Annotated in this window: 27 protein-coding genes; 16 read left to right on the forward strand and 11 right to left on the reverse strand. The window is 33.3% G+C overall.

The features are described from left to right. Position 1 precedes the first annotated feature (1 nt). The 5 genes from QYS49_RS07405 to QYS49_RS07425 form a co-directional block, all read right to left on the reverse strand. Positions 2–877, reverse strand: a complete 876-nt coding sequence (locus tag QYS49_RS07405; protein WP_308351117.1) for a hypothetical protein — start codon at positions 875–877, stop codon at positions 2–4. 22 nt (positions 878–899) lie between these two features. Then, positions 900–2,213: a HEPN/Toprim-associated domain-containing protein gene (locus tag QYS49_RS07410; RefSeq protein WP_308351118.1), complete on the reverse strand. Its 1,314-nt coding sequence runs from the start codon at positions 2,211–2,213 to the stop codon at positions 900–902. 30 nt (positions 2,214–2,243) lie between these two features. Next, positions 2,244–3,317 (reverse strand): AbiH family protein, encoded by a 1,074-nt coding sequence (locus QYS49_RS07415; protein WP_308351119.1) that lies wholly within the window; start codon positions 3,315–3,317, stop codon positions 2,244–2,246. A gap of 346 nt (positions 3,318–3,663) precedes the next feature. Continuing rightward, entirely contained in the window at positions 3,664–5,037 is a 1,374-nt protein-coding gene (gene mnmE / locus QYS49_RS07420) for a tRNA uridine-5-carboxymethylaminomethyl(34) synthesis GTPase MnmE (protein WP_308351120.1), read from the reverse strand. A gap of 428 nt (positions 5,038–5,465) precedes the next feature. After that, the gene (locus tag QYS49_RS07425) at positions 5,466–6,371 is read right to left on the reverse strand and encodes an aldo/keto reductase (RefSeq protein ID WP_308351121.1); all 906 of its coding nucleotides are present in this window, start codon (positions 6,369–6,371) and stop codon (positions 5,466–5,468) included. A 98-nt stretch (positions 6,372–6,469) separates the two neighbouring features. Between QYS49_RS07425 and QYS49_RS07430 the strand changes: the two genes are divergently transcribed. From QYS49_RS07430 to QYS49_RS07445, 4 genes are all read left to right on the forward strand, one after another. Continuing rightward, positions 6,470–7,531 (forward strand): AI-2E family transporter, encoded by a 1,062-nt coding sequence (locus QYS49_RS07430; RefSeq protein WP_308351122.1) that lies wholly within the window; start codon positions 6,470–6,472, stop codon positions 7,529–7,531. A 237-nt stretch (positions 7,532–7,768) separates the two neighbouring features. Beyond that, positions 7,769–9,367, forward strand: a complete 1,599-nt coding sequence (locus QYS49_RS07435; protein ID WP_308351123.1) for a hypothetical protein — start codon at positions 7,769–7,771, stop codon at positions 9,365–9,367. Continuing rightward, positions 9,357–10,397: a glycoside hydrolase family 113 gene (locus QYS49_RS07440; RefSeq protein WP_308351124.1), complete on the forward strand. Its 1,041-nt coding sequence runs from the start codon at positions 9,357–9,359 to the stop codon at positions 10,395–10,397. The genes QYS49_RS07435 and QYS49_RS07440 overlap by 11 nt, the downstream gene beginning before the upstream one ends. Before the next feature lie 12 nt (positions 10,398–10,409). Continuing rightward, a complete protein-coding gene (locus QYS49_RS07445; RefSeq protein WP_308351126.1) occupies positions 10,410–11,516 on the forward strand; it encodes an AI-2E family transporter in 1,107 nt (368 codons plus the stop codon). Between the two features lie 102 nt (positions 11,517–11,618). Here the strand turns inward: QYS49_RS07445 and prmC are convergent, their stop codons facing one another. Beyond that, entirely contained in the window at positions 11,619–12,464 is an 846-nt protein-coding gene (gene prmC / locus QYS49_RS07450; protein ID WP_308351127.1) for a peptide chain release factor N(5)-glutamine methyltransferase, read from the reverse strand. A gap of 24 nt (positions 12,465–12,488) precedes the next feature. On the opposite strand from prmC, the gene ribD reads away from it, so the two are divergent. The 4 genes from ribD to QYS49_RS07470 all read left to right on the forward strand — a co-directional run bounded on the left by ribD (position 12,489) and on the right by QYS49_RS07470 (position 15,998). Beyond that, entirely contained in the window at positions 12,489–13,571 is a 1,083-nt protein-coding gene (gene ribD / locus QYS49_RS07455) for a bifunctional diaminohydroxyphosphoribosylaminopyrimidine deaminase/5-amino-6-(5-phosphoribosylamino)uracil reductase RibD (RefSeq protein ID WP_308351128.1), read from the forward strand. A 26-nt stretch (positions 13,572–13,597) separates the two neighbouring features. Next, a complete protein-coding gene (msrC, locus tag QYS49_RS07460; RefSeq protein ID WP_308351129.1) occupies positions 13,598–14,080 on the forward strand; it encodes a free L-methionine (R)-S-oxide reductase MsrC in 483 nt (160 codons plus the stop codon). Positions 14,081–14,451: 371 nt separating this feature from the next. Further along, the gene (hemF, locus tag QYS49_RS07465) at positions 14,452–15,369 is read left to right on the forward strand and encodes an oxygen-dependent coproporphyrinogen oxidase (protein WP_308351130.1); all 918 of its coding nucleotides are present in this window, start codon (positions 14,452–14,454) and stop codon (positions 15,367–15,369) included. 53 nt (positions 15,370–15,422) lie between these two features. Beyond that, positions 15,423–15,998, forward strand: a complete 576-nt coding sequence (locus QYS49_RS07470) for a phosphatase PAP2 family protein (RefSeq protein ID WP_308351131.1) — start codon at positions 15,423–15,425, stop codon at positions 15,996–15,998. Here the strand turns inward: QYS49_RS07470 and QYS49_RS07475 are convergent. The 3 genes from QYS49_RS07475 to QYS49_RS07485 form a co-directional block, all read right to left on the reverse strand. Then, complete coding sequence (locus QYS49_RS07475) at positions 15,972–16,670, reverse strand: LytR/AlgR family response regulator transcription factor (RefSeq protein WP_308351132.1); 699 nt, start codon at positions 16,668–16,670, stop codon at positions 15,972–15,974. The genes QYS49_RS07470 and QYS49_RS07475 overlap by 27 nt on opposite strands. A gap of 11 nt (positions 16,671–16,681) precedes the next feature. After that, on the reverse strand, positions 16,682–17,269 hold the full coding sequence (locus QYS49_RS07480; protein ID WP_308351133.1) for a riboflavin synthase: 588 nt from the start codon (positions 17,267–17,269) through the stop codon (positions 16,682–16,684). A 147-nt stretch (positions 17,270–17,416) separates the two neighbouring features. Next, on the reverse strand, positions 17,417–18,322 hold the full coding sequence (locus QYS49_RS07485; RefSeq protein ID WP_308351134.1) for a DUF58 domain-containing protein: 906 nt from the start codon (positions 18,320–18,322) through the stop codon (positions 17,417–17,419). A gap of 137 nt (positions 18,323–18,459) precedes the next feature. Between QYS49_RS07485 and QYS49_RS07490 the strand changes: the two genes are divergently transcribed. The 4 genes from QYS49_RS07490 (at position 18,460) to QYS49_RS07505 (ending at position 22,430) form a co-directional block, all read left to right on the forward strand. After that, positions 18,460–18,762, forward strand: a complete 303-nt coding sequence (locus QYS49_RS07490; RefSeq protein WP_296618591.1) for a DUF3276 family protein — start codon at positions 18,460–18,462, stop codon at positions 18,760–18,762. Between the two features lie 162 nt (positions 18,763–18,924). Then, positions 18,925–19,965, forward strand: a complete 1,041-nt coding sequence (locus QYS49_RS07495) for a quinone-dependent dihydroorotate dehydrogenase (RefSeq protein WP_308351135.1) — start codon at positions 18,925–18,927, stop codon at positions 19,963–19,965. Between the two features lie 66 nt (positions 19,966–20,031). Next, positions 20,032–20,928 carry a bile acid:sodium symporter family protein gene (locus QYS49_RS07500; protein ID WP_308351136.1) on the forward strand — a complete coding sequence of 299 codons (897 nt, stop codon included), beginning with the start codon at positions 20,032–20,034 and terminating at the stop codon, positions 20,926–20,928. A gap of 17 nt (positions 20,929–20,945) precedes the next feature. Next, complete coding sequence (locus QYS49_RS07505; RefSeq protein ID WP_308351137.1) at positions 20,946–22,430, forward strand: M28 family peptidase; 1,485 nt, start codon at positions 20,946–20,948, stop codon at positions 22,428–22,430. Between the two features lie 41 nt (positions 22,431–22,471). Here the strand turns inward: QYS49_RS07505 and QYS49_RS07510 are convergent, their stop codons facing one another. After that, positions 22,472–22,813 (reverse strand): hypothetical protein, encoded by a 342-nt coding sequence (locus QYS49_RS07510; protein WP_308351138.1) that lies wholly within the window; start codon positions 22,811–22,813, stop codon positions 22,472–22,474. 148 nt (positions 22,814–22,961) lie between these two features. Here QYS49_RS07510 and QYS49_RS07515 point away from each other — a divergent pair, with 148 nt between their 5' ends. The 4 genes from QYS49_RS07515 (at position 22,962) to QYS49_RS07530 (ending at position 24,126) form a co-directional block, all read left to right on the forward strand. Then, on the forward strand, positions 22,962–23,273 hold the full coding sequence (locus tag QYS49_RS07515) for a rhodanese-like domain-containing protein (RefSeq protein WP_308351139.1): 312 nt from the start codon (positions 22,962–22,964) through the stop codon (positions 23,271–23,273). 2 nt (positions 23,274–23,275) lie between these two features. Then, complete coding sequence (locus tag QYS49_RS07520) at positions 23,276–23,476, forward strand: heavy-metal-associated domain-containing protein (RefSeq protein ID WP_308351140.1); 201 nt, start codon at positions 23,276–23,278, stop codon at positions 23,474–23,476. A 2-nt stretch (positions 23,477–23,478) separates the two neighbouring features. Then, positions 23,479–23,778, forward strand: a complete 300-nt coding sequence (gene trxA / locus QYS49_RS07525) for a thioredoxin (protein WP_308351142.1) — start codon at positions 23,479–23,481, stop codon at positions 23,776–23,778. 117 nt (positions 23,779–23,895) lie between these two features. Then, positions 23,896–24,126, forward strand: coding sequence for a hypothetical protein (locus tag QYS49_RS07530; protein WP_308351143.1), 231 nt, complete (start codon positions 23,896–23,898; stop codon positions 24,124–24,126). Positions 24,127–24,172: 46 nt separating this feature from the next. Here the strand turns inward: QYS49_RS07530 and QYS49_RS07535 are convergent, their stop codons facing one another. Continuing rightward, positions 24,173–24,532 (reverse strand): DUF4286 family protein, encoded by a 360-nt coding sequence (locus tag QYS49_RS07535; RefSeq protein WP_308351144.1) that lies wholly within the window; start codon positions 24,530–24,532, stop codon positions 24,173–24,175. Between the last annotated feature and the right edge of the window lie 79 nt (positions 24,533–24,611).

A 24,611-nucleotide genomic window follows, 5' to 3' on the forward strand; every position in this document is an offset into this window, starting at 1 on the left:
TTTATGTCAAAGCTCTCAATTTCTCCCCTAAAGCTACAATGTGCTCGTTTTTCCAGCCACTACTGCCACTCAACTGATTGCATATTACTATAATTTGAGAAGTGTTTTTGGATATGGAAACCTCTCTTTTTTTATCAGTTCCATAACTACCCAAATTATAATTTTCAAATATAGCCTCAGAAAATATCTTTTTCACTACCTCTTCATTTGATGGATTCCCAATTGCAAAAACTACCACCTTAAATTTTTTGAAGAAGGGGTTGCTTAAAAATTCTTTTCTTTCATCTATTAGATGAAGCCCTGAATTACTAACAGCAGGAGTTACATTTAATTCAGTGGTAAATGCTTTATCAAATAAAGTGTCACCAGTATTTTGATTCCAATGCTTTTTCATGTTTTCATGGCAGGAATTAATACCATAAAAAGCATCTGTTAGAATGGAATACTTAGACCACGTATGATTTCCAGATCTTCCTTTATCATGGTGTTTTCTTGGATTTCTTGGGTCAAAATTGATTTCTGATAAATCTCCATTATTTTCGATGATTTTTGACCATTGAAATGAATTGTTTATGCTTTCATAAAGCATCAATTTGGGATGAGCAAAGGCATTGAAGGCTTTTTCCTGTCCCATTATCAGCAAATCAGCTTCTGGATTACCAAAACCTATGTAATATGGATTAGCAACTTTATTGAAATCTTTAATTTCCTTTAGCTTTACTTTTATATTTTCCCAAGCATCTAACCTTTCTTGCTCTGTTTTGAGGGTGAAAAAGTTCTCTGGAAAGAAGTACTTTACTTTGTTTTTATCCAAATAATTTTGATACGATGTATCATTTTCCAACTCAAATATAAGGGATTTCAGTGTTTCATTCATTTTCTAAAAAGTATTTATTTTTTTATAATAAAAGCAAAGCCTTAGATTTTTCAATAATTTCATCCCATACCTTATTCAAGTCGCTCCAGTCAAGTTCATTTTTATCACATCCATCAAATTTTATTGCAATTGCCTTTTTCGAGCTTTTGTCCAGTTGTGGTAACTGAGTTTTACGATTTAATGAGAGTTTAATTTCATCCCTAAAATAATGTTTATCTAAATACAGCTCTATACATGCCGATTTTGAATTTACGTTTGACTGTCCATAGTCTTCTGTAATTGTGTTATAGACGCAAAACTCTTTAAGATTGTCCAAATCAGGTAACTTTATTGCACCAATATTAGTGGAGCGTATCTTATTGACCTCCATTAGACCATCGATTCCTGCTTTATCATTATCAAAAATGCCTATAATAATCTCATGTGCATTTATTTCATTATATGCTTTTAATAATGAAACGACTTTTTGCCAACCTCCATCTTTCCCGTTAAAGTCATGAAAATTAAAATATGGTATTAATGTATCATTATTTTGTTGTAAGGCTTCGGTCAGATAAATAGAATCACTAAAACCTTCAGTTATTAATTTGATGGGTCGGTATTGTGAATTATGATTTATAGTATCCTCTATGCGCTTATACTTTTCTTCCTTATTATCAAAATCTTCCAAAGGAAATATAAAATCAATGTCACTTTCACCGTCTAATGATTCTAATATGGATGTGAAGTTAACCAGATCATCATCAAAAAAGCCATGAAAGAAATTTTCAATGATATATCTTTGTGCTACATTATTAATATGTGAAGGAAATCCGTACCTATCCGTCCATATATCTTCACGCACATTTCCTAAATTAGAACAGATAATTTGTTTACGATATTGATTATTGATAATGGTTTTAACAGACTTCTTGTATTCTTCAAATGTAAAGTTTTCTAGAAATTCTTTCTCTTCTTGTTTGGTTTCAGTAGCTCCAAAAACTGGATAAGCTTTATTCTTTTTGTGAAGGAAATTTAGTTTATTTAAACTATCAATTTTCTTCTTTTTGTTTAGATTAAAATTCTCTTCTAGATTATCATTAGAATATCCGTACAGATCTAATCTGCTTTTTAAATCAGAATTCTTTACAGTTATTTTAAATACTTCTTTTTGTGGTTTAAAGTCCTCTGATAAGTACCTAGCATTATTTTGAAGTAAAGATTTTTTGTTTACTTCCAGAAGCTTAATTTCTAAGTCCTTTAAAAAGAAAAGTATTTGATTAAGTGATTTTTCTGACTGAAAAATATTAACATAGTAATTATTTAAATGAGTCTGAAAAGAGATTAGTTCTTCCATATCAATTGAATTCAGTAGGATATTCAAGATTTATTTTGATATCTGCGGACATTCTTCACAACCTTCAAAGTTCACCAACTTTCTTCTTAGCTCTTGTTTATCGGAAAAGTGTCTTGAAATATTCCTTGCTACATCTTGATAACCGTTTTCATCTTTATAATACTGAATATGTATTTTTTGGCAATTTTCATGTTCAAATATTTGACTTAATAAGGTTCTATCAGATAATCCGCAGGATAAACCGATAGTATGTACTTCAAAAGGTTCAGAATCAATAAATGAAAGAAGCCTAGAGTAATTTTGATTTCTAAAATACGCAAAGGATTTAAAGTGATCCATTAAACGATTATCATTCAAATCTTCTATTTGCTGATACATTTGATCTCTTTCATCTCCAAAGCCAAAAACTAGGGGGTAATGATCATCATTTATATTGCCATGCAATGGTATAACAATATCCTTATTTGGCGGAAAGTCGTAATTTTCTAAGTAACTGTTTACCGTATTAGTGTAGTTGAAATTTAATATTAATTTAGGTTCTTTTGAATAAATTAATTTTTTAAATTCTGGAATGAAATTTGAACTTTCCATTTTTATATTGTCGCATAAATAAGTTTTTAGTTCTGAGGAGATGTCTTTCAGATTTAAATTTAGTTCAATAAGATCATCAATTATTTCATTTGAATCGACCAGTGAGCTTGACTTTTTAACAAGTAACTTATATTCATCATAATATAATTGCTCAATATCGACCCATTTAATTACATCTAAAGTATTTAAAATTTTACTCCATAACTTATTTTTAAATGTAGGGATTACATCAAGTTTAAGGTGTTTTTCAAAAATGTTATTTGAATCATAAAGCTGACCATATGGACTACTATAGTCTTCAATATTTAGTAATGAATCTACACTTCTTAATTCTATTAATTTATCTTCAAAATAATCTTCCTTATCAAATATCTCTTTTACCTTATTTAAATACCATTCAATAAAATCACTATAACTTGTTTTTAATCCATGAGAAAGGTCAAAGCCATTGCCTAATAATATTAACCTATTATTAGGTTTTTTCTTACCACTATTAATTGTTACTGTTCTCATTTTTGAATCTACAGTTTTTCGCTTTTCCATCATCCAACACTCTCATTCACTTCCTTAATTTCCTCTTCAGTCAGCCTATAAAACTCATAAACCATTTGGTCAATCTGTAATAGATCGGGTTTAACTTTCAGAAAAGCCTTATTCAGCGATTTTCGGGGGAGTCAGGATATTATAAGTCATAAGCGTGTAAAATGGGTGCTATGGTTCAATCAACCTTTAAATTAAAGGAATAAGATTAAATATCAGCAGGGATCGCTTATTTATTGTGATTTAGTGTGCAAAATTTTAAAGGTTAGAGAGCTTAGATGAAATTCCTTCTTAAATCTCAAAGTTTACAACATAACCATCACTTCCCAATACAAAACTTACTAAAGATATTAGCCAACAAATCATCCGTTGTAATCTCACCAGTGATCTCACCTAAGAAGCGTAAGGCATGACGAATATCTAAAGCCAAGAAGTCGCCAGTGATATTATCACCTAAACCTCTCAACACTGCATTTAAGCTGTTTTGGGTTTGAACTAGATTATCATAATGACGGATGTTGGTCACTACTGTGTCTCCTGTTTTGAAGTTATCCAGATTTACGGTTTCTACAAGTTTGCTTTTTAGAGCTTCCAAACCTTCTTTGTTGATGGCAGAAATAAATAAAGTGTTAGGGTCTTTTTTCATTTCAGCGAATAATTCAGGCTGTGCTTCGTCCATTTTATTACCAACTTTAATAAATGGAATTCCCAAATTCTCCAGCATATTGATATCCCGATTGACTTCGGTTAAGGAATCGTTTTTCAAATCGAACATATAGATGATTAAGGAAGCTTGCTTCATTTTCTCCTTGGTTCGAGAAACACCTATTGCTTCTACTTTATCTTCCGTATCACGCAAACCAGCGGTATCTATAAAGCGGAAAACTACACCTTCCAAATTGATTTCATCTTCTATGAAATCTCGGGTGGTTCCGGCTATATCTGAAACTATAGCTTTTTCTTCATTTAAAAGCGCATTGAGTAAGGTAGATTTCCCGGTATTAGGCTTTCCGGCAATCACGGTTGGAACCCCATTTTTGATCACATTTCCTAAATCAAAACTACTCACCAAAGCGGTTATCACACTAAGCAATTGATTAACCAGCTTTTTTAAATCGTCTCTATCGGCAAATTCTACATCTTCTTCCCCAAAATCTAACTCCAATTCGATCATACTGGCAAAATGAATTAATTCGGCTCTTAGATTTTTAATTTGCTCTGAAAAACCACCCCGCATTTGGTTCAAAGCAGCTTTGTGGGAAGCTTCTGTATCTGCATTAATTAAGTCAGCTACTGCTTCTGCTTGTGCCAAATCAAACTGACCATTTAAGAAAGCTCTTTGTGTAAATTCTCCTGCTTTAGCTAATCGAACTCCTTTTGTTAAGAATAATTTAATCAGTCGTTGGACGATATATGGTGAGCCATGACAGGAAATCTCCACCACATTTTCTTTTGTGAAGGAATGTGGAGCAATAAATAATGTAGCGACTACTTCATCTATGATTTCACCTTCCTCATTACGGATGGTGCCAAAATGCGCAGTATGGCTTTTTTGCTCTAAAAGATTCTTCCCTCTAAAAACGCTATTGGTAATATCAATAGCATCCTCTCCTGAAAGTCTAATGACTGCAATAGCCCCTACGCCCGGAGCTGTAGATAAAGCAATAATGGTTTCCTTCAACTGATCTAACATATTGCAAATTTCATGAATTATTGGCGATTATAAAACGGAAATTTCGATTATACTTAAAAGTCAATAAAAGCTGTCAGATATATAACCGATGTTGCCAATCAGGCAAACTTCATATTTTAACCAAGGTTAAAATCATTAGATTCCTGCCTCCGCAGGAATGACGCACAGAAAAATCAAGTTCTCACAGTCTTATAATCTTAAGTTCAAAGGAGAAAACAATAAAATCCTTTGCGGAAACTTTGCGGCCCTGTCTGCCGATCAGGCAGGTTAGCGACTCCCGACTAAAGTGCGGGACAGGTATTGCGAGACATTTTTAGCGTCTATAGACGCCTGCGGTCCATCTTTTTATATGAGTAGTGCATCAAGATATCATGCATTGTTTAAGTTTAAGTACCTCAATTACTTTTAAAACTAATAATTGTATGACTTCAAGGCAATTCTTCCCCTTTTGCAGCGGAATATAAGGCATACCAATCTTCTTTTTCCATGGTTTTTGATTCTACCGCAAGGGCCTCCTTCAATCTTTCGGTTTTGGAAGTTCCTAAAACTGGAATGATTCCTGAAGGATGTCTCTTGAGGAAAAGCAACATCAATTGTGCAGTGTTTAGCTCATATTTTACACTTAATCTTTTTAGAATTTGATTTAAGTCTTGATCTGTTTTTGAATTACCTTTATGCATAAAATGCCCTCCACCAAGTGGAGACCAGACGGTTGGTCGAATGTTTTTCATCATTAACTGATCTAAAATCCCATCTCCAAAAGGCTTTAAATGCCTTAAGGAAGCTTCAACTTGATGAGTAACTAATGGGTATACTTTATTAATCATTTCAAATTGAGAAGTAGAAAAATTAGAAACTCCAAAATACTTTACTTTGCCATCATCTTTTAATTTTTCGAAAGTTTCTGCTATTTCGTTGGGGTTCATTAAAAAATCAGGGCGATGTAACAATAGCACATCTATATAATCTGTTTGAAGATTTATTAATGAGTTTTCTACGGATTGAATGATATGTTCCTCACTGCTATCATAAGATTTAATCCTGTTTTTAGGACGATTTTCTGTTGGTATTTTAATTCCACATTTTGTAGTTATTTGCATTTCATCTCTCAAATGCGGTTTTTCCTTAAGCACTTTTCCGAAATCTGCTTCTGTGGTATAATCCCCATAAATATCGGCATGGTCAAAATCTCTCAAACCGAGTTCAAGAGATTTCTCAACAAATTCGATCCATTGATTAGTATTGAAGTTTTCTCCCCAGTTCCCCAATCGCATGGTGCCTACTAAATAGGATGAAAATTCTATGCTGTTTTTAGCTAAGCTTGTTTGTCTCATTCCATAATTTAAATAAGATTAAAATTTACACAAATATTTCAATATCGCATATCCAAAATTAAACTTCTTCGTTAGCTTGCACATAGATTCAATTTAAAATGAAATTAAACGAACATTCAACCACCAATAAGTTATTATTAGTATTAGTGATCCCTGTAATCTTTTATAGTTTACAGTTGTTATCATTTATTTTCATTCCGTTAATGTTTGCGATCTTTATTGCATTGCTTTTTACTCCTATGATGCGATGGATGAAAAAAAGAAAAGTTCCACAATTTGTTGCTTTAGGGACGGTAATACTCATATTAGCTTTAACAGGCTTTTCTGCAATTAAAATTGTTCAGATGTCCGGTAAGCAAATAGAAGAAGGTAAATCCGAGATATTTAAAAAATTGGATAATAAAGTGGAGCAGGTAGTAACTCCTTTTGCTGAAACATTAGGATTAAATCAAGCAAATGGAGAAAGCACAATTAGAAACTTATTAAAAAGTGATAAAATAGAAGGGGTTATTTTGGATAATTTCACTATTACGGTTTCTTTTATTCAAAGTACAGTGGTGAATATTTTAATGACATTATTCTTTTTGATGTTGCTATTAGCAGGGTCACTCAACTTTAAAGATATTCTACAAAGTACATTATTTTCTGGTGGTACTCAATCAGTTAAAACTTTTATGAAAGTGGAACGAAGTGTATCCGATTTCCTGAAGGTGAAAATTTTTGTGAGTTTCTTAACAGGTGTTGCTTTTGGAGTTATTGCATGGTCATTGGGAATAAGTTTTCCACTCTTTTGGGGGCTCTTGGCTTTCGTTATCAATTTTATACAAATGGTAGGTTCTGTGATTTCCACTGTTTTAGTGATGATTTTTGCCTTTATAGAAATAGAAAGTCCTGGAACTTTATTATTGGCGGCAATATTATTTACAGGTGCTCAGATATTATTCGGTGCTGTTTTAGAACCTATATTTATGGGAAGATCTTTTTCAATCAATATCATCGTAGTCTTAGTGATGCTTATGTTCTGGGGATTTATATGGGGAATACCTGGATTAATATTGTCGATTCCGCTTACCGTACTTTTCAAAACCATCTTGAACGAATTTCCAGGAGGAAAGAAATTTGCCAGGTTGATGTTCCTAACTACAATTCAGATAAAATAATTAAATTATTGCTTATAGTCTATTTGTTGCGGAAATAAATAGACTATAAGCTATTTTTCTTTATATAGTTAATCATATAAAGATTAATACCTAAACCTTCCGTTTTTTTTCGTATTTTAAATAAAACTATTATCTGACCGAATTTAAATGCTGAAAAAGAAGCCCCTTAAAATAACCAGTATTATTTTTTTTAGCAGCATTATCGCACTTTTCATAGCGTGGCAATTGTTAAAAGAATTGAAAATTAGATCCTATGTGGTGGATTCTATTCATAGTGAACTAAATCATTATTTTGAAGATTCGGTGCACTTTCAAATTGAAGATATTTCATTTCAATTTTTGAAAAAAAAAATAGTATTAGAAAAGGTTAATATTAATTTAATTGCCGATCAAAAAGATACCCTTGCCAGCCTTGAGCTACCAAATATCTATATTTCCTGGGATGATTATTGGGAAACCTTCAATAATCAATTATACAAATTCAATACTTTAGAACTTAAAAAAGTTAAACTACTTCTCCCCTTTGATTTCAGAAAAATCAAAATGCATGAAGCTTCTCGCCCCTCTTTTGATGGGAGATTTGAGCTTGAAATAAAAGATTTTCTTGTGGAGGAAGGTGAAATTCTGTTTTACGATGAACGCAATAGTGAAACAGGTCGGATAACGACAAATTATAATTTAATAGCGAAGGAGCTTAAGTTTGTAAAGGGAGAGATACCTAAAAAACTCCAAGATGTAGCAAAAAATATTTTTTTAGAGTTTCATGATTTAACCTATTTCCTGAAAGATGATATACATAAACTAGATGTTAAAAAACTATCTTTTGATTTATTTAAACAGGATATAACGTTAATTTCTACTCATTTTCGTCCACTTCACTCTCCTGCAGAATTTGCCAAATTAAAAAAAGAGGAAGCAAATCATATTGATATCTTTTTAGATAGTGTAAAATTGAAATCCTTAAAATGGCAAGGAGATAGTATGGTCAGTATAAATACTGTTTATACCAATCAGGTTGAATTAATAGTGACTAAAGATAAAAATTATCTTTTGCCAGATGATAAATTCGTCCCAATTTTAGTGGATCTTCTAAAGGAGAGTGATATTTCAATTGATGTAAGAAGATGTATTATCCAAAACATGAATTTAAGCTATTTTGAAATACCGGATGGAAGTCAAGAAACAGGCACTGTTAGTATTGCCAATATTCAAGGTGAAATTGAAAACATCACGAATAGGAAAGATAGTATAGCAAAACATGGTGCTGATTTGGTGATTATCGCAACTGGAGATCTTTATGGTGAAGGAAAGCTAAAAGCGGATATCAGGTATAATTTAAACTCTAAATATGGCTATTTTACTGTGGCAGGGAGCTTACAACCAATGTCTATTGGGGCTATCAATCAATACTTGGCCAAATCTGCACCTGTCGAAATTGCATCAGGTAGAATAGATGAATTGTTTTTTAGCTATTCTGGTGGAAATAGAGCGGTTAGTGGTGAAATGGAATTCAAGTATTCAGATTTAAAAATTGAATTTCACAAAGTTATAAACGAAGAAAAACAAGGAGACAAAGCTTTAAGCTGGTTGGCGAATATTGCCTTATCGCAGCAAAACCCTAAGCAAAACGGCAGGTTTAGAGTTGGGAAAATAGAATTTGAAAGAGATACCCGTAAATCCATGTTTAGCTATTGGTCGAATAGTTTGGTTTCAGGTTTTCAGTCAACTGTGGGGTTAAGTAAAGCCTCCCGAATTGAGAAATTAGAAAAGGAGGAAAAAGAAGATAAAAACCTTTGGCAAAAGATGGGTTTTGGAAAGGATAAGGATGATGAATAGGTGGAAATACTATCTATTTGTAATCGGGTTAATAGTAATAGCTACATTTAGTAATTACCTGTTTTTTTCTGAGGATGAAAACAAAAAGACTTCCAGAATAAAAGGTTTTAATCTAGTGGCACCGCCTGAGCCTTTTGCTATGCATTCTTTAAAAAATGTAAAAGAAATTGGAGCCGGCTGGGTAGCCATAATACCTTATGCCTTTTGTAATGCTAAAACCGCTGAGATCGTTTTTGACCATCCGCGTCAATGGTGGGGAGAAAAGCCAGAGGGAGTAAAGGAATCTATCAATATGGCAAAATCACTGGGCTTGAAAGTGATGCTTAAACCACATTTGTGGGTAGGTGGACAAGGCTGGGCAGGTGATTTAGATTTTGAATCTGATAGTCTTTGGCAAGTTTTTGAACAGCAATATTTAGATTACGTAAATACTTATGCGTCAATAGCTGATTCACTGAATGTGGAGTTATATTGTATAGGTACAGAGATTAAGCAGTCTACCACCAAAAGAAATGAATTTTGGATTAATTTAATTTCTAAAACTAGAAAGAGTTATGATGGTAAGATAACCTATGCAGCCAACTGGGATGAGTATAGTCAAATTAAATTTTGGAATGAACTAGATTATATTGGTATAGATGCTTATTTCCCTTTGAGTGAGGAAAAATCACCAAAAAAAGTGGATTTAATGAATGCTTGGCAGCAACCAAAAAAAGAGATGAAAATACTTTCAGAACAATTTCAGAAACAGATTTTATTTACTGAATATGGATATGAAAGCATTGATTATAATACCATGGGACATTGGAAATTATCCAAAGACTCATTAGATGTGAATTTTGAGAATCAAAAAATAGCATTCGAAGCTTTATTTGAGTCATTCAATTCGGAAGTCTGGTGGAAAGGCGGGTTTATCTGGAAATGGCATTTGAATAAGAAAGAACTGAATAGAAGAACTATCAAAGCTTATACACCTCAGAACAAACCAGCACTTAAAATTATAGAATCGGAATTTAAATACAACTTTTAAACTATTAGAACCATGAAATTATCATTTCAGAACTCATTTTTTACACTCGCATTTGTAGCCTTATTGATTGCTTTTATGGTTGTGGCTAAAACTATATTAATTCCAATCGGAATTGCCTTGCTCCTTGCTTTTATTTTATATCCTGTTCATAAAAAATTTAGAAAATGGGGAATTGGGAATATTCTAGCTGGATTTTTATCTATTTTATTATTGATAATTATTATTGGCGGTGGTATCACTTTTTTTTCAGCGGAAATCATAGCACTTTCAGATGAAATCAGCAATTTTGGTGTAAAGCTGTCTAAACTCTACACTGATGTTATCATTTTTATAAATGAAAATGTGAGTTTGGTGGAAGATTTGAATAAAGAGCAATTATTGAAAGATTTAAAGTCATGGATGAAAAATTCAGCAGGGAGTTTATTGGGTGGCACTTTTAGTAGTACTGCTAATTTCTTTACTGGATTAATTACCATGTTTATTTATATGTTCTTATTTCTGATTTATCAAAAAGGATTAGTAAGAGCTTTTATGAAATTTTCACCCAAGGAGAATAAAGATCAGTTTTTCAAAATGTTAAAAGGTGTTCAGCAAGTAGGTCAGAAATACCTTTCTGGAATGTTAATTTTAATCGTGATACTAGGAACAGTAAACAGTATAGGGTTATGGATAATTGGCATCGATAGCCCGTTTTTATTCGGGTTTTTAGCTGCTTCTTTATCTATTATCCCATATATTGGTACTACTCTTGGAGCCACTATTCCTGTCTTGTATGCATTCATGTCTCATGATCAATTATGGGTTCCCCTTGCTGTAGCCATTTTATTTTGGGTGATTCAATTGGTTGAAAGTAATTTTTTAAGTCCAAAAGTGGTAGGCAATAGCGTGAATGTAAATGCATTTGCAGCTATTTTAAGTTTGATCATTGGAGCTTCTATTTGGGGAGTTGCGGGCATGGTGTTATTCCTGCCTTTTGCAGCTATGTTGAAAGTTATTTGCGAAGAATATAAACCATTACAACCCTTAGCTCTATTAATCGGCAATACCAATTTCCAAGATGGGGAAAGTAGTAAAAAGGGGCTTTTTCAGAGATTGAAGGATAAGATAAAGAGTAAATAGTTGCTTAAATTTAGTAGATAGATTACGCTTACAGAATACACTGAAAACCACAGAATAAAAGGTGATTTATCTTTCTGTGTAATTTTGTGCTTTCTGTGAGCTTCATCGTCTCCCAAATACAAACCGATCTTTCCCCTGCATATCTCCCATGATTTTTACATCCCGAAAACCTTTTTCCTCCATCAATTTTTTCACTTCTCTTCCGAATTGTTCATTAATTTCAAAGTATAATTCTCCGCCTTTAATTAAATGCTGACTTGCTAGTTGGGTAATTCTCTCATAAAATTTCAAAGCATCATGGTTGGGTACAAACAGAGCATTAGCGGGTTCATGTTCAAACACCTTGGTTTGCATTTCAGCTTTCTCCTTTTCTAAAACATAAGGCGGATTACTGATCCAGATATTTGACTTAGGTAAATCTAAATCCTCAATTAAAATATCTGCTTGAATAAAGCTAACCTTAGCATGATTAAGCAAAGCATTTCTCTTTGCTGTTGCTAATGCAGAGGAGCTGATATCTACCGCATAAACTTCACAGTGCTTTCTTTCCTTAGCAATTGTTATTGGGATTATTCCACTTCCTGTGCCTATGTCCACGATCAATTGCTCGCTCAAATCAGGATTGTTTTCTAATATTAAGTGCACTAATTCTTCCGTCTCCCTTCTTGGGATCAAAACATTAGGATTGACTAAAAACTGTCTGCCATAAAACTCGACTTTACCTAAAATATGCTGAATGGGTTTCCCGCTTTTCAGTTCTGAGAGAATAGAATCAATTTTTTTATCTATGGAGATTGAAGTCTCAATTTCTTTTTCCAATAAAACATCCATGCGGGAAATCTGAAATTGGTCTTCAAGAATTAAGAAGGCAATGGCTCCAGCTTCACCTACAGTTTCAAATTCAGCTATTGAATTTTTAATTTTTTCTAAGACTAGTTTACTGTTCATTTCAGATTCCTTTCCTCAAAGTTCATGAATTTTTATTTAGTTTTGCCTGTGATGAACAAACAAGATGATTTATTTATGCAACGTGCCTTGCAATTGGCTGGTTACGGCAAATCAACGGTAAGCCCCAATCCTATGGTAGGTTGCGTAATTGTTTATGATAAGAAAATAATAGGAGAGGGCTGGCATCAGAAAGCCGGTGAACCTCATGCCGAAGTTATGGCAATTCGCTCTGTAGAAAATGAGCTCTTATTAAAATCTGCCACTGCCTATGTCACCTTAGAACCCTGTGCTCATTACGGAAAAACTCCTCCCTGCGCTGAATTATTGGTTGAAAAGCAGTTGAAAAAAGTAGTGATTGGAGCAGTTGATCCTAATCCGTTAGTGGCAGGAAAAGGAATCGAAATCTTAAAAAATGCAGGAATTGAAGTGGAAACTGCAGTTTTGGAGAAAGAATGTTTAGAAATTAATAAAACCTTTTTCACTTTTATACAGAAAAAACGCCCTTACATTATTTTAAAATGGGCGCAGACAACTGATGGTTTTATCGCTAGGGAAGATTTTGACTCAAAGTGGATTAGCAATCCTTTGTCTAGACAATTAGTACATAAATGGCGTACCGAGATTGATGCTATTTTAGTGGGGAAAAATACAGTTCAATATGATGATCCTCAGCTAACAGCACGTGATTGGGCAGGTAAAAATCCAGTTCGATTGGTAGTTGATCATCAATTTACTTTGAGCGAGGATTTAAAAATATTTGATGGTAAACAAAAAACGATCCTATTTCATTCTCAAGGTCAAATGATAAAAAAGCATGACGTTGAATCTGTCCAGTTGAATGAGAAAGATTTTTTAGGGGATATGATGAAATATTTACATCAAGAAAAAATTCAATCCGTTTTAGTAGAAGGCGGAGCTCAAACTGTACAATCCTTTATTGAGGCTGGATTATGGGATGAGGCTAGAATTTTCACCGCACCTATAAGCTTTGAAAAAGGCATTAAAGCAGCGGAACTAAAAAATCACAAGCTCGTTTCCCAAGAAAATATTCAAGATAAAAACCAGATGGATGTTTTAGCAATTTACCATAATTCAAATCCGTCTTAAATATTAAATCTAATAATCTTACAAAAATGTCAGAATCATTATTAATAGATGTTAACGCATCCAAAGAAGAAAAATACAAAGCTTTAATTCCGCAAATAAATGCCTTAGTAGATGGCGAGGAAGATGTTGTGGCGAATTTAGCTAATATCACCGCTGGTTTGAAAGAAGCTTTTGGTTATTTCTGGATAGGTTTTTATATAGTTAAAAATGGAGAATTAGTGTTGGGGCCATTCCAAGGACCAATTGCTTGTACCCGCATTCAGAAAGGTAAAGGTGTTTGTGGTTCAGTTTGGGCAGATGCTAAAACGATTATAGTGCCAGATGTGGAAGCTTTTCCAGGGCATATCGCATGTAGTTCAGCATCTAAATCGGAAATAGTAGTGCCAGGCTTCAAAAATGATGAGGTGGCATTGGTTTTGGATATTGATAGTGATGAACTCAATACTTTTGATGAGACAGATCAGAAATACTTAGAAGAATTAATGAAAACGGTTTCTAAATTTTTATAAATAGAGCCTATTAGGCAATTATCAATGCAATTAAGTTAAGGAAATTTCCTTAACGCGATTTTCGCTAAAGCGAAAAAACTTTTGTTTTCTTTTGTATCTCTTCCCGATAAATGCGGGACAGGTCGTGGTTTGAATTTGCTAAGGTTGTTACAGATTACCACCATTATTTTTTAACCACAAAGAAGACAAGAGAACACATAAGAAAATAACCAAAGTTATTTTTTAGAATTTCAGTGAAACATGTGACATCAAAGCTTAACTTAATAGCATTGAGGTAATTACTAGAGGATCATTTGTAGTGAGTTGAAAACAAGAGGCAAATGAAACATGTTTGTGCAATTTAATTTTAGAATCCATATAAGACTTATTTAATGAATAGTGATAAAGCTTCAATAGGACATTTTTTTCAAGAATTACAAGCTGATATCTGCGATAAAATTTCGGCTACTGATGGCAAAGGCAAATTTGAAATTGACGATTGGAGACACTCCAAAGGGGGAGGAGGTAAATCCCGCTTATTACAAAACGGAAATATTCTAGAAAAAGCTGGAGTGAATTTTTCAGCTGTTGAAGGGCCAGCTCCAGAAGGATTATTAAAAACCTTGGAAATTGATGCTAATCAATCAGATAATCTCAGTTTTTTTGCCACCGGAGTTTCCATAGTAATGCACCCTTTCAGTCCTATGGTGCCAATCATTCACATGAATGTGCGTTATTTTGAATTAAGTAATGGTACTTACTGGTTTGGAGGAGGAATTGACCTTACACCACATGTTATTGATAAATCACAAGCCCAATACTTCCATCAGGAGATTAAAAAAGTTTGTGACAAGCATGATATGGACTATTATCCCAAATTCAAAAAGTGGGCAGATGATTACTTTTATTTGCCGCACCGAAATGAAACCCGTGGAGTAGGTGGTATTTTCTTTGATCGTCTTATTGAAAATGAAAAGCATAGCAAAGAAGATATTTTTGCTTTTGTACAAGATGTCGGGAAATTATTTGCTCCAGTTTACAGCCATTTAATGGAAATCAATAAGGATAAAAGCTTTTCTGAAGAACATAAAAATTGGCAGTATCTGAGAAGAGGGAGATATGTTGAGTTTAATTTAGTGTGGGATAGGGGCACAAAATTCGGATTACAAACCAATGGAAGAACTGAATCCATTTTAATGAGCATGCCACCTCAAGCTAATTGGGAATATGATTATCAAGCTGAAAAGGATTTTGAAAAAGAAACTTCGGCTTTATTGAAAAAAGAGGTGGATTGGGTGAATATTCTATAAGCTATTTTTAGGTCATTTGTTAGTTATCCATTATTTTCCCAAAATTTTTAAGAATGCTAGAATCCCTAATAGAACTCGACCAACAATTTTTTCTTTGGCTTAATGGATTGCATGCTGATTGGCTCGATCCGATCATGTTAGCCATTACTGGAAGAAATATCTGGATTCCACTTTATGCTGTGATTTTGTTTTTTGTTATCAGAAAGTTAAAGTGGCAAAGCTGGTCTATGATGATAGCCTTTGCATTATTAATCACTTTGGCTGATCAGGCAGCATCAGGATTTTTTAAGCCCTTTTTTGAGCGTTATCGCCCTTGCCATGAACCAGCTATTCAGGAGATGGTACACTTAGTAAAACATTGTGGAGGCCAATATGGATTTGCCTCCAGTCATGCATTTAACACATTTGCTTTAGCCTTTTTTCTATTCTTTATTTACAGAAATGTATATGCAAGATGGATGATTGTATGGGCTGTGGTAGTATCTTACTCAAGAATATATGTTGGAGTTCACTATCCTGGAGATATAATAATGGGAGCTATTTTAGGATTATTAGCAGCGATAATAACCTATCAGTTGTACAAAAGAATTTTCCCTAATCACTTAGAGAAAATTCATAGTACCGTATAGTGTTTCTTTATAGGAAGCCCCAATAGGAATTGATTTAACTTTAATATGCACTGTTAAATCTTCTATATAATCTATCTTTTCAATATTCACAATAAAAGATCGGTGTACTCGGACAAATCTATGTACTGGTAATTTTTTCTCCACACCTTTCATTGTGTGGTGTACAATGTATTTTTTGGCTTCTGTATTGATAACCACATAATCAGCTAAAGCTTCAACAAAAAGAATATCTTGTAATCTTAAATGAACAATTTTTCCATCACTTTTGATGAAAATGTGCTCTATGATATTTTTCTTTTTACGGAAAGCTTCAATATTTCTTTGAGCTTTATTGATGGCTTGAACAAATCTTTCATATTCAAATGGCTTAACTAAGTAGTCTGTCACTTTTTGCTCAAAGGCATCTACTGCATAGCTATCATTTGCTGTGACTAGAATTACTTCATATCCATTATTTAACCTTTGTGTCAACTCTATACCCGTCATTTCAGGCATTTGAACATCTAGAAAAATAATATCAACCTCATTTTCTTCTAATAAATCAAGAGCTTTGGCAGCATTCTCTGCCTCAGTTACTAATTTTAAACCATTAGTTTCTTTGATCTGTTTAGAAATATATTGTCTGAATATTGGATCATCGTCCACTATCATGCAATTCAATTCTGAAGCCATAGTGTAGTAGGTTAGTTAGTTTTATTGATTAGTTTATGTACATATTTCCCAATTATATCGAATTCTAAGTTCACTTCATCGTTTTTTTTCATTTTTTTGAAGTTTGTGTGCTCAAAAGTGTAGGGAATTATGGCCACACTAAACTTTTCATCAGACACATCAAAGCAAGTGAGACTCACACCGTTAATGCAAATGGAGCCTTTTTCGACCAGTACATTTTCAGATGAATCATAAGAAAATTCAAAAATCCAACTTCCATCTTCATCTTTTATGTTAAGGCATTTTCCTTTCCCATCCACATGTCCTTGCACTATATGCCCATCAAGCCTGCCGTTCATGATCATGCATCTTTCTAAATTGACATAATCTCCTTCTTGCAGATTGCCAATGGATGATTTTTGCAGTGTTTCATTCACGGCTACAACCGTATGCGCATCAGCGTGTAACTCGGTGACGGTGAGACAAACCCCATTATGAGAAATACTTTGATCTATTTTTAATTCATTAGAGATATCACTTTTTATGGTCAGCTTTAGATTACTTCCTTCTTTTTCAGCTGATTTAATTTCCCCTAATGATTCTATGATTCCTGTAAACATTATGTAATATTAATAAAAGTAAATGGATTGAGAAACAGCTTTTAATCCAAATAGTTTAGAAAATAAAAATAGGGAGACGTCATCTTGGTCCTGAGTAATCGGGATCATATTTTAAAAAAAAAAGAAATTATCCGTGATCTATTTTTATCAATTCATTTTATTCCTTTTGATCAAGAACTCAGCCATTACTTTTTGAATATTATCATTGATATCAACCCTTGTTAAATCCACTTTATATTGATGACATTTTAAGGCAATTTGCTTATAATATTCATCTACCTTTTTATGATAAGTCTCTTTTATTTGAGACGGGTTTAATTTCATTTTTTGACCACTCTCCAGATCTTCAATTACATAAGGTCGGTCTTCTAAATCAAAATCAAGCTCAGTAGATGGTTCATTTACTTGAAAGAATAGTACTTCATGTTTCCTATGTTTGATATGTTGAATGGATTTAAAAAATTCTTCCAATTGCTCGGGCTTTGTCATCAAATCACTGAAAATAATTACCAGTGAGCGTTTATGGATTTTTTCAGCAACGATATGAAGACTTTGACTGATTTCAGTGCTTTTATGCTGCTGGTTTTGATTTAATATCTTTTGTAAATGGATAAAAATGTTCTGAAGGTGAGCTCTTGTTGATTTGGCTTCTGTGAAAACATCAATTTTATCTGAAAAGGAAATTAAGCCAACTGCATCTCTTTGTCTTTGCAGTAAATAAGCCAATGTTGATGCGGCTAAAATACTGAATCTAATTTTCCCATTATTTTGAGTTGGATAATACATAGAAGAACTGTTATCTAACAAAATATAAGCTCTTAGATTAGTTTCTTCATCGTATCTTTTCGTGTAAAGCCTGTCTGTTTTCGCATAAACTTTCCAATCAATATGACGGGTGCTTTCTCCTGTGTTGTATAATCTGTGCTCAGCAAATTCTACTGAAAAACCATGGAAAGGGGATTTATGCATGCCCGTAATGAATCCTTCTACCAGCTGCTTAGCCAATAAATCTAATGAAGGAATTTCAGGAAGGTTTTCTAATGATATATCCATCAATATTATATACTTATTTATTTAAAGTTATGTTTTGGCAATTTAAGAAGGTCAATTTGCAAAAGTGTAAGGGTTTATACTATATTTAAGCCAAATAATAAAAAAACAACATTTAAGAAAGCGTAGTGAAAGAGTTTATGGAAAGAGAACAGGAAGAATTATTTTCAAAGAGAGTAAGGGCAGGTAAAAGAACTTATTTTTTTGATGTAAGAACAACGAAGGCTAACGATTATTATTTAACTATCACTGAAAGCAAAAGAAAACCTAAAGATGATGGGTTTACTTTTGAGAAGCACAAAATATTCTTGTATAAAGAAGATTTCAACAAATTCGTAAATGCCTTAAACGAAAGTGTTGAACATATCAAAACTGATTTAATGCCAGAATTTGACTTCACTCAATTCGATAGAGATGAAGATGATGATTCAAGCTGGGATTAATTTATTCTAAAAATTTTATAAATAGAGCTCCTATTTACTTCAAGGAGCTTTATTTATTTTATTATTCGGGATTTAATTTTTAATCAATTACAAGGATTTATAAATTCTAAGTCAGAACTTTGGGCTTCATTGTAGAATTTCAAATTCCTGAACTTTGATTTGATGTATAAATCCATAATTAGACCATTATTATTTCAGCTTTCTGCTGAAAAAGCCCACCATTTTACTTTTACATTAGCTAAATTTTTCTTCAATATACCTGGGGTAAAATCCATTAATAGAAGCTTATTTCAAGTAAAATCTCCTAAACTGGAGCGAGAATTATTTGGTTTGAAATTTCCTAATCCAGTAGGTCTAGCAGCAGGTTTTGATAAAGATGCAAAACTCATTGATGAATTGGCATCCTTAGGTTTTGGCTTTATTGAAATAGGAACCATCACACCAAAAGCTCAGCCAGGCAACCCTAAACCGCGACTTTTCAGATTACAAGATGATAGTGGTATCATAAACAGAATGGGATTTAATAATCAAGGAATTGAATCGGCTATCAAGAATTTGAAAAAACGAAAAAGCAAAGTAATAATTGGTGGAAACATCGGTAAAAATAAAGTGACTCCAAACGAAGAAGCTTTTAATGATTATGAAAAATGTTTTCTTCAGCTTTATCCGTATGTGGATTATTTTGTCGTGAATGTGAGCTCGCCAAATACTCCTGGATTGCGTGAGCTTCAAGAAAAAGAGCCCTTAATGCAGTTGCTAAATCACTTAATGCAACTTAATGAACAGCAAGAAAAAACTAAACCTATATTATTAAAAATTGCCCCTGATTTAACTAATCAACAACTCGATGATATAATTGAAATTGTAAGAGAGACGAAAATTGATGGGGTCATTGCTACTAATACTACCATAAGTCGTGATGGTTTGAAAGCTCCAGAGTCAACCATTAAGGAAATTGGAAATGGCGGTTTAAGTGGAAAACCATTAGGCAAAAGATCCACAGAAGTGATTCGTTACTTAAATGAAAAATCCAATGCTGCATTTCCAATAATTGGAGTTGGAGGAATTATGTCTGCTGCAGATGCTCTTGAAAAGTTAGAAGTGGGTGCAAGTTTAGTGCAGTTATATTCTGGCTTTATTTACGAAGGTCCAGCTTTGATTAAAAGTATTAATAGGGCTATTCTTAAAAGACCAATAGCATAAAATTAACAACTGCTAATTGCAGAAAAGAAATAAATTCAGCATTTTTCGGTTAAAAAACTGACTATCATGGAACAAAGTGCTGTAACTGCCATATTTCTTCCTTTGGCTTTAGGAATTATCATGTTGGGGATGGGAATGACGCTCACTCTTAATGATTTTAGAAAAGTCGCACTCTATCCAAAAGCAGCTGTTATCGGATTGATCAGTCAACTCATTCTTTTACCACTGATTGGGTTTGGTTTAGCCGCTTTAATTTTCACAATTCCAGAACTTGCGGTTGGGTTGATTTTAATAGCTCTTTGTCCGGGCGGAGCAACTTCTAATTTAATTTCTCATTTAGCAAAAGCTGATTTGGCTTTATCCATAAGTTTAACTGCAATAAGTAGTATTATTACCAATTTCAGTATTCCGATTTTATTGAATATTGCTTTAGCGCATTATATGACTGGGGAAAAGGCTATAACACTTCCTTTCTTTAAGACTTTTATTCAAATCTTTTTAGTGACTATTTTCCCAGTAGTTATAGGAATGATTATCAAGAAAAAGCGTCCTCATTTCGCCTTAAAATCTGAAAAGGCAATGAATATAATTTCTACATTCTTTTTTATCTTGATTTTATTAGCGGCAATCCTAAAGGAAAGGGAGAATATCATTCCTTATTTTGAACAAGCAGGAGTAGCGGCTATTATTTTAAATATATCAGCTTTATTAATGGGTTTTATTTTGGGTAAATTATTTGGTTTAAATAAAAGACAAAGAAGCTCTATTGCAATAGAAACAGGTATTCAAAATGGAACTTTAGCCATCGCATTAGCTTTAAGTCCGGCAATATTAAATAATACGCAAATGGCAGTGCCCGCAGCAATTTACAGCTTATTGATGTTTGTGACCGCTGCTGTAGTTATTCTGATTTCTAAAAAACAAAACTCACAAGAGGCTTTAAAAGAACTATCTTTATCCTAAATCTGAAATTAAAAATCATGACTAAAAAAACATGGATTATTGGAGCTTTAATGCTGACTTCCCTTTGGGTTGTTGCGCAAGATCAAGCCGAATTAGTAGAAAACACCATCAAAAGAAGTACAATAGAAGGTCATATCTATTTCTTGGCTTCTGATGAATTAGCAGGAAGAGAAACAGGGACTCCAGGAATTGATGTTGCTGCTCGATATATTTCAACCACATTTCAACGCTATGGTGTTTCCCCAGTAGAAGGAGCTACAGAAGGATATTTCCAGGAAGCTCCCTTAGTGAAAAATATAGCCCCTGAAGCTTACGGTATTAAAATCGGAAAAGAAGCCGTGGATGCTGAAAATATCCTACGATTGGAAGGGTCTGGTGTTAATGTGGAATCGGATTTTGTTTTCCTTAATTACGGTACTGAGGAAGATTTTAATAACAGTAATATCAAAGGTAAGATTGTAGTGGTTTTTGCCGGCCAAAAGGATAATCAGGATTATAGATTTGTGTATCAAGCTAGTGTTAAAAAATCTAATCTAGCAAAGGAAGCAGGAGCAATAGGAATATTGGAATTACACAAAGATAATCCAGACAATTGGAAAACATTTCAAAGTTTTATGAATAGAGGATCGTCTATTGGCTTCGCATCTGAAAATAATAAGGATAGCTTCTTTAAATTATGGGTAGACGATCCAGATGGGACCTGGACAAAGCGTATTAATTTGAAAATGAAACAGAAGCTTGCTATCACAATAGGTGAAGCAATGGAATTACCGATTCCATCTAAGAATGTGGTCGGTATGGTAGAAGGAACAGATCCTGAGCTAAAAGATGAATTCATCATCTATTCTGCTCATTATGATCATTTGGGAATAGGAAAACCAAATGCAGAAGGAGATTCAATTTATAACGGAGCCCGTGATAATGCTGTTGGGGTAGTAACGGTGATGAGTGCAGCAGAGAGTATTGCTAAAAACCCAACCAAGCGTTCTGCCTTATTTATTCTATTTACAGCTGAGGAAAAAGGCTTGTTAGGAAGTAAATATTATGTTGAAAACCCACTTTTTCCACTAGATCAAATGGTTTATTGTTTTAATAGTGATAATGGTGGTTACAATGATACTAGTTTAGCCACCATTATTGGCTTAGAAAGAACCACAGCTGGAAAGCATATCAAAAAAGCTTCAGAAACTTTTGGACTGAAAGCGATTGATGATCCTGCTGGTGAGCAGGGGCTTTTTGATAGGAGTGATAATGTGAATTTTGCTAAGAAAGGAATTCCTGCACCCACTTTTAGTTTGGGTTTTACAGCTTTCGATGCTGAAATTGGGAAATATTATCATCAGCAATCAGATAACCCTGAAAGCATAGACTATGATTATATGGAGCAGTTTTTTAGAGCTTTTGTTCTATCGGCTCGGCTGATTGCAAATGATGAGGAAACTCCCTTCTGGATAGAAGGCGATAAATATTATGAAGCGGGAAAATCGCTTTATGGTAAATGAAAAAAGCAATAGCTTCCTGAAATTCTAATCAGGAAGCTATTTTATTTTACTTCTATTTCGAATATCCATTTTTGATGATCTGTGAAATTATCATCTCCTGAACTTCCCGTTAATACAATCTCCACTTTCTCAAAGCCTTTAAATCCCTCCTTTGCCTGATAATTGTATGTTGCCCATTGCATTTCGCTTGTTTGATAATTCTGTGCTTGTTTTCGAATATTATAGCCGCCTTCGGTTGGATGAGAATCAGAAAATTTATGTTCATATAATTCTGTTCCTTCAAGGGTAACTTTAATAACATCACTTTCTAAATTATTGTCCATGTCTTCTTTACAACTTACTAAAAACAAGCATAGTATTAAACTTAATAATTTAAATTTCATAGTTTTTGTTTTTTTTATAAGACTCATTAAGTAATCAAGAAGTTGGATTTTGCTATTGATTTTATGAATTGTAACTCCTGTTACAAACAAAACTTTACCAAAACCCGTATCTTTGTGGAAAATAAAGTTCAATTAATTAATAATCATTATGAACCATAAAAATATTAGTCCAGAGGAATTTAATAAGCTTTCAAAAGAGCCTAATACTGAAATAATTGATGTTCGTTCTCCTGAAGAAAAGGTAGAAGGGTTTATTGAAGGTGCTAAAGTAATCAATATCATGGGCCCCTCTTTTGCTGAAGATATTAAGGCTTTAGATAAAGATAAAACGTATTTGGTGTATTGCAGAAGCGGTAATAGAAGTAGTACTGCTTGTGGCTTTATGGCAAGTAATGGCTTTGATAAGCTTTATAATTTAGATGGTGGTATACAAGCTTGGAATCAATATACTAATTCATAATTATGGAAGCATTAGAAGTGAAAAACGTAAAATGTGGAGGTTGTGTAGATGCTATTAAAAATGGTTTGGCAGAACTAGAGGGGATAGATGTGAAAAATATTGATATCCCAACTGGCAAATTGGAATTTGAAAGCGAAGGCAAAACTCCATTGGATAAAGTGAAAGAAAAATTGGATAGCTTGGGTTATCCAGCAAATTCATAATTATGGCAAGCTTTGGAGATTTAATAAAAAGTGAAACACCTGTTTTGGTAGATTTTTATGCTGATTGGTGCGGACCTTGTAAGATGATGGCGCCTTATTTGGAAGAAGTTGCACAGAAAATGAAGGGTAAAGTCAAAGTGATAAAAGTAGATGTGGATAAAAATCAGCAAGCGTCCGCTAAATATCAAGTGCAAAGCATCCCTACTTTGATATTATTTCAAAATGGGCAAATAAAATGGAGACAAGCAGGGGTTGTGGATCCCAATACTATTATGTCTCAAATAAGTAATTTAAGTAATTGATATGAAATGAGCATAAATCTAGAGTCCCTAATTTACCATGAGGGATAGCTTGCCTACCTCTGGTAGGAATAGATTTGATGCGAATTCCATGTGGCAACTAAAATCTATCCTATACACATGAAACAAAATAAATTGTTACTTCCCATTTTGGCTGTCCTTACTTTAGGGCTAGCCCCCTATTTCCCTGAACCCCATTTCTTTGGAAAAGTTCGTTGGATTTTAGGAGGTGGTGAAGGCATGCAAGCAGGAGACTATTTTGACTTGTTGATGCATGGAGCACCATGGGTATTTTTAGCCTATCGATTGATAGGAATGCTAATTAAATCTTTGAAAAAGCAAAGTTCTTGAAAATTAAAAGGCTCATTTCTTAAAATGAGCCTTTTTAAATGAATCTCTAGACTGTTTCCAGGAAAGTTCTAAAAGAAACACATTTGTCTTGAAATTTCTTGTAGTGCTCATCTCTTAACCTTGGAGCCTCCTCGCTCATATATTTTTCTAACTTATCTAATTCATCCGTAAAATACTGAACTGCATAAGTTTCTCCTTCACCCTCAGTTTCATTTAATAAGCGCAACATTTTATGCTCATGGAATAAACCAGTAGCTAGAATTTCAGGAATATGGGTTTCCTTCATCCAGTTTACCCAGACTTCTTCCACTTCTTTTTCAACATTCACAGTAACATTATAAATAATCATGGCGTTTTTCAGATTTTTTTTACAAATTTGGAACATATTATCGTTTCTAAAAAACATTTTTAACGTCTTGTGGTTATTTTTTTTACTTATCAACCCAAAACATATTGAGTGAAAAGAATTAAACTTTAATTTAAAC

Origin of the sequence: Marivirga salinae (genome assembly GCF_030503855.1) — a bacterium.
Classification (GTDB): domain Bacteria; phylum Bacteroidota; class Bacteroidia; order Cytophagales; family Cyclobacteriaceae; genus Marivirga; species Marivirga salinarum.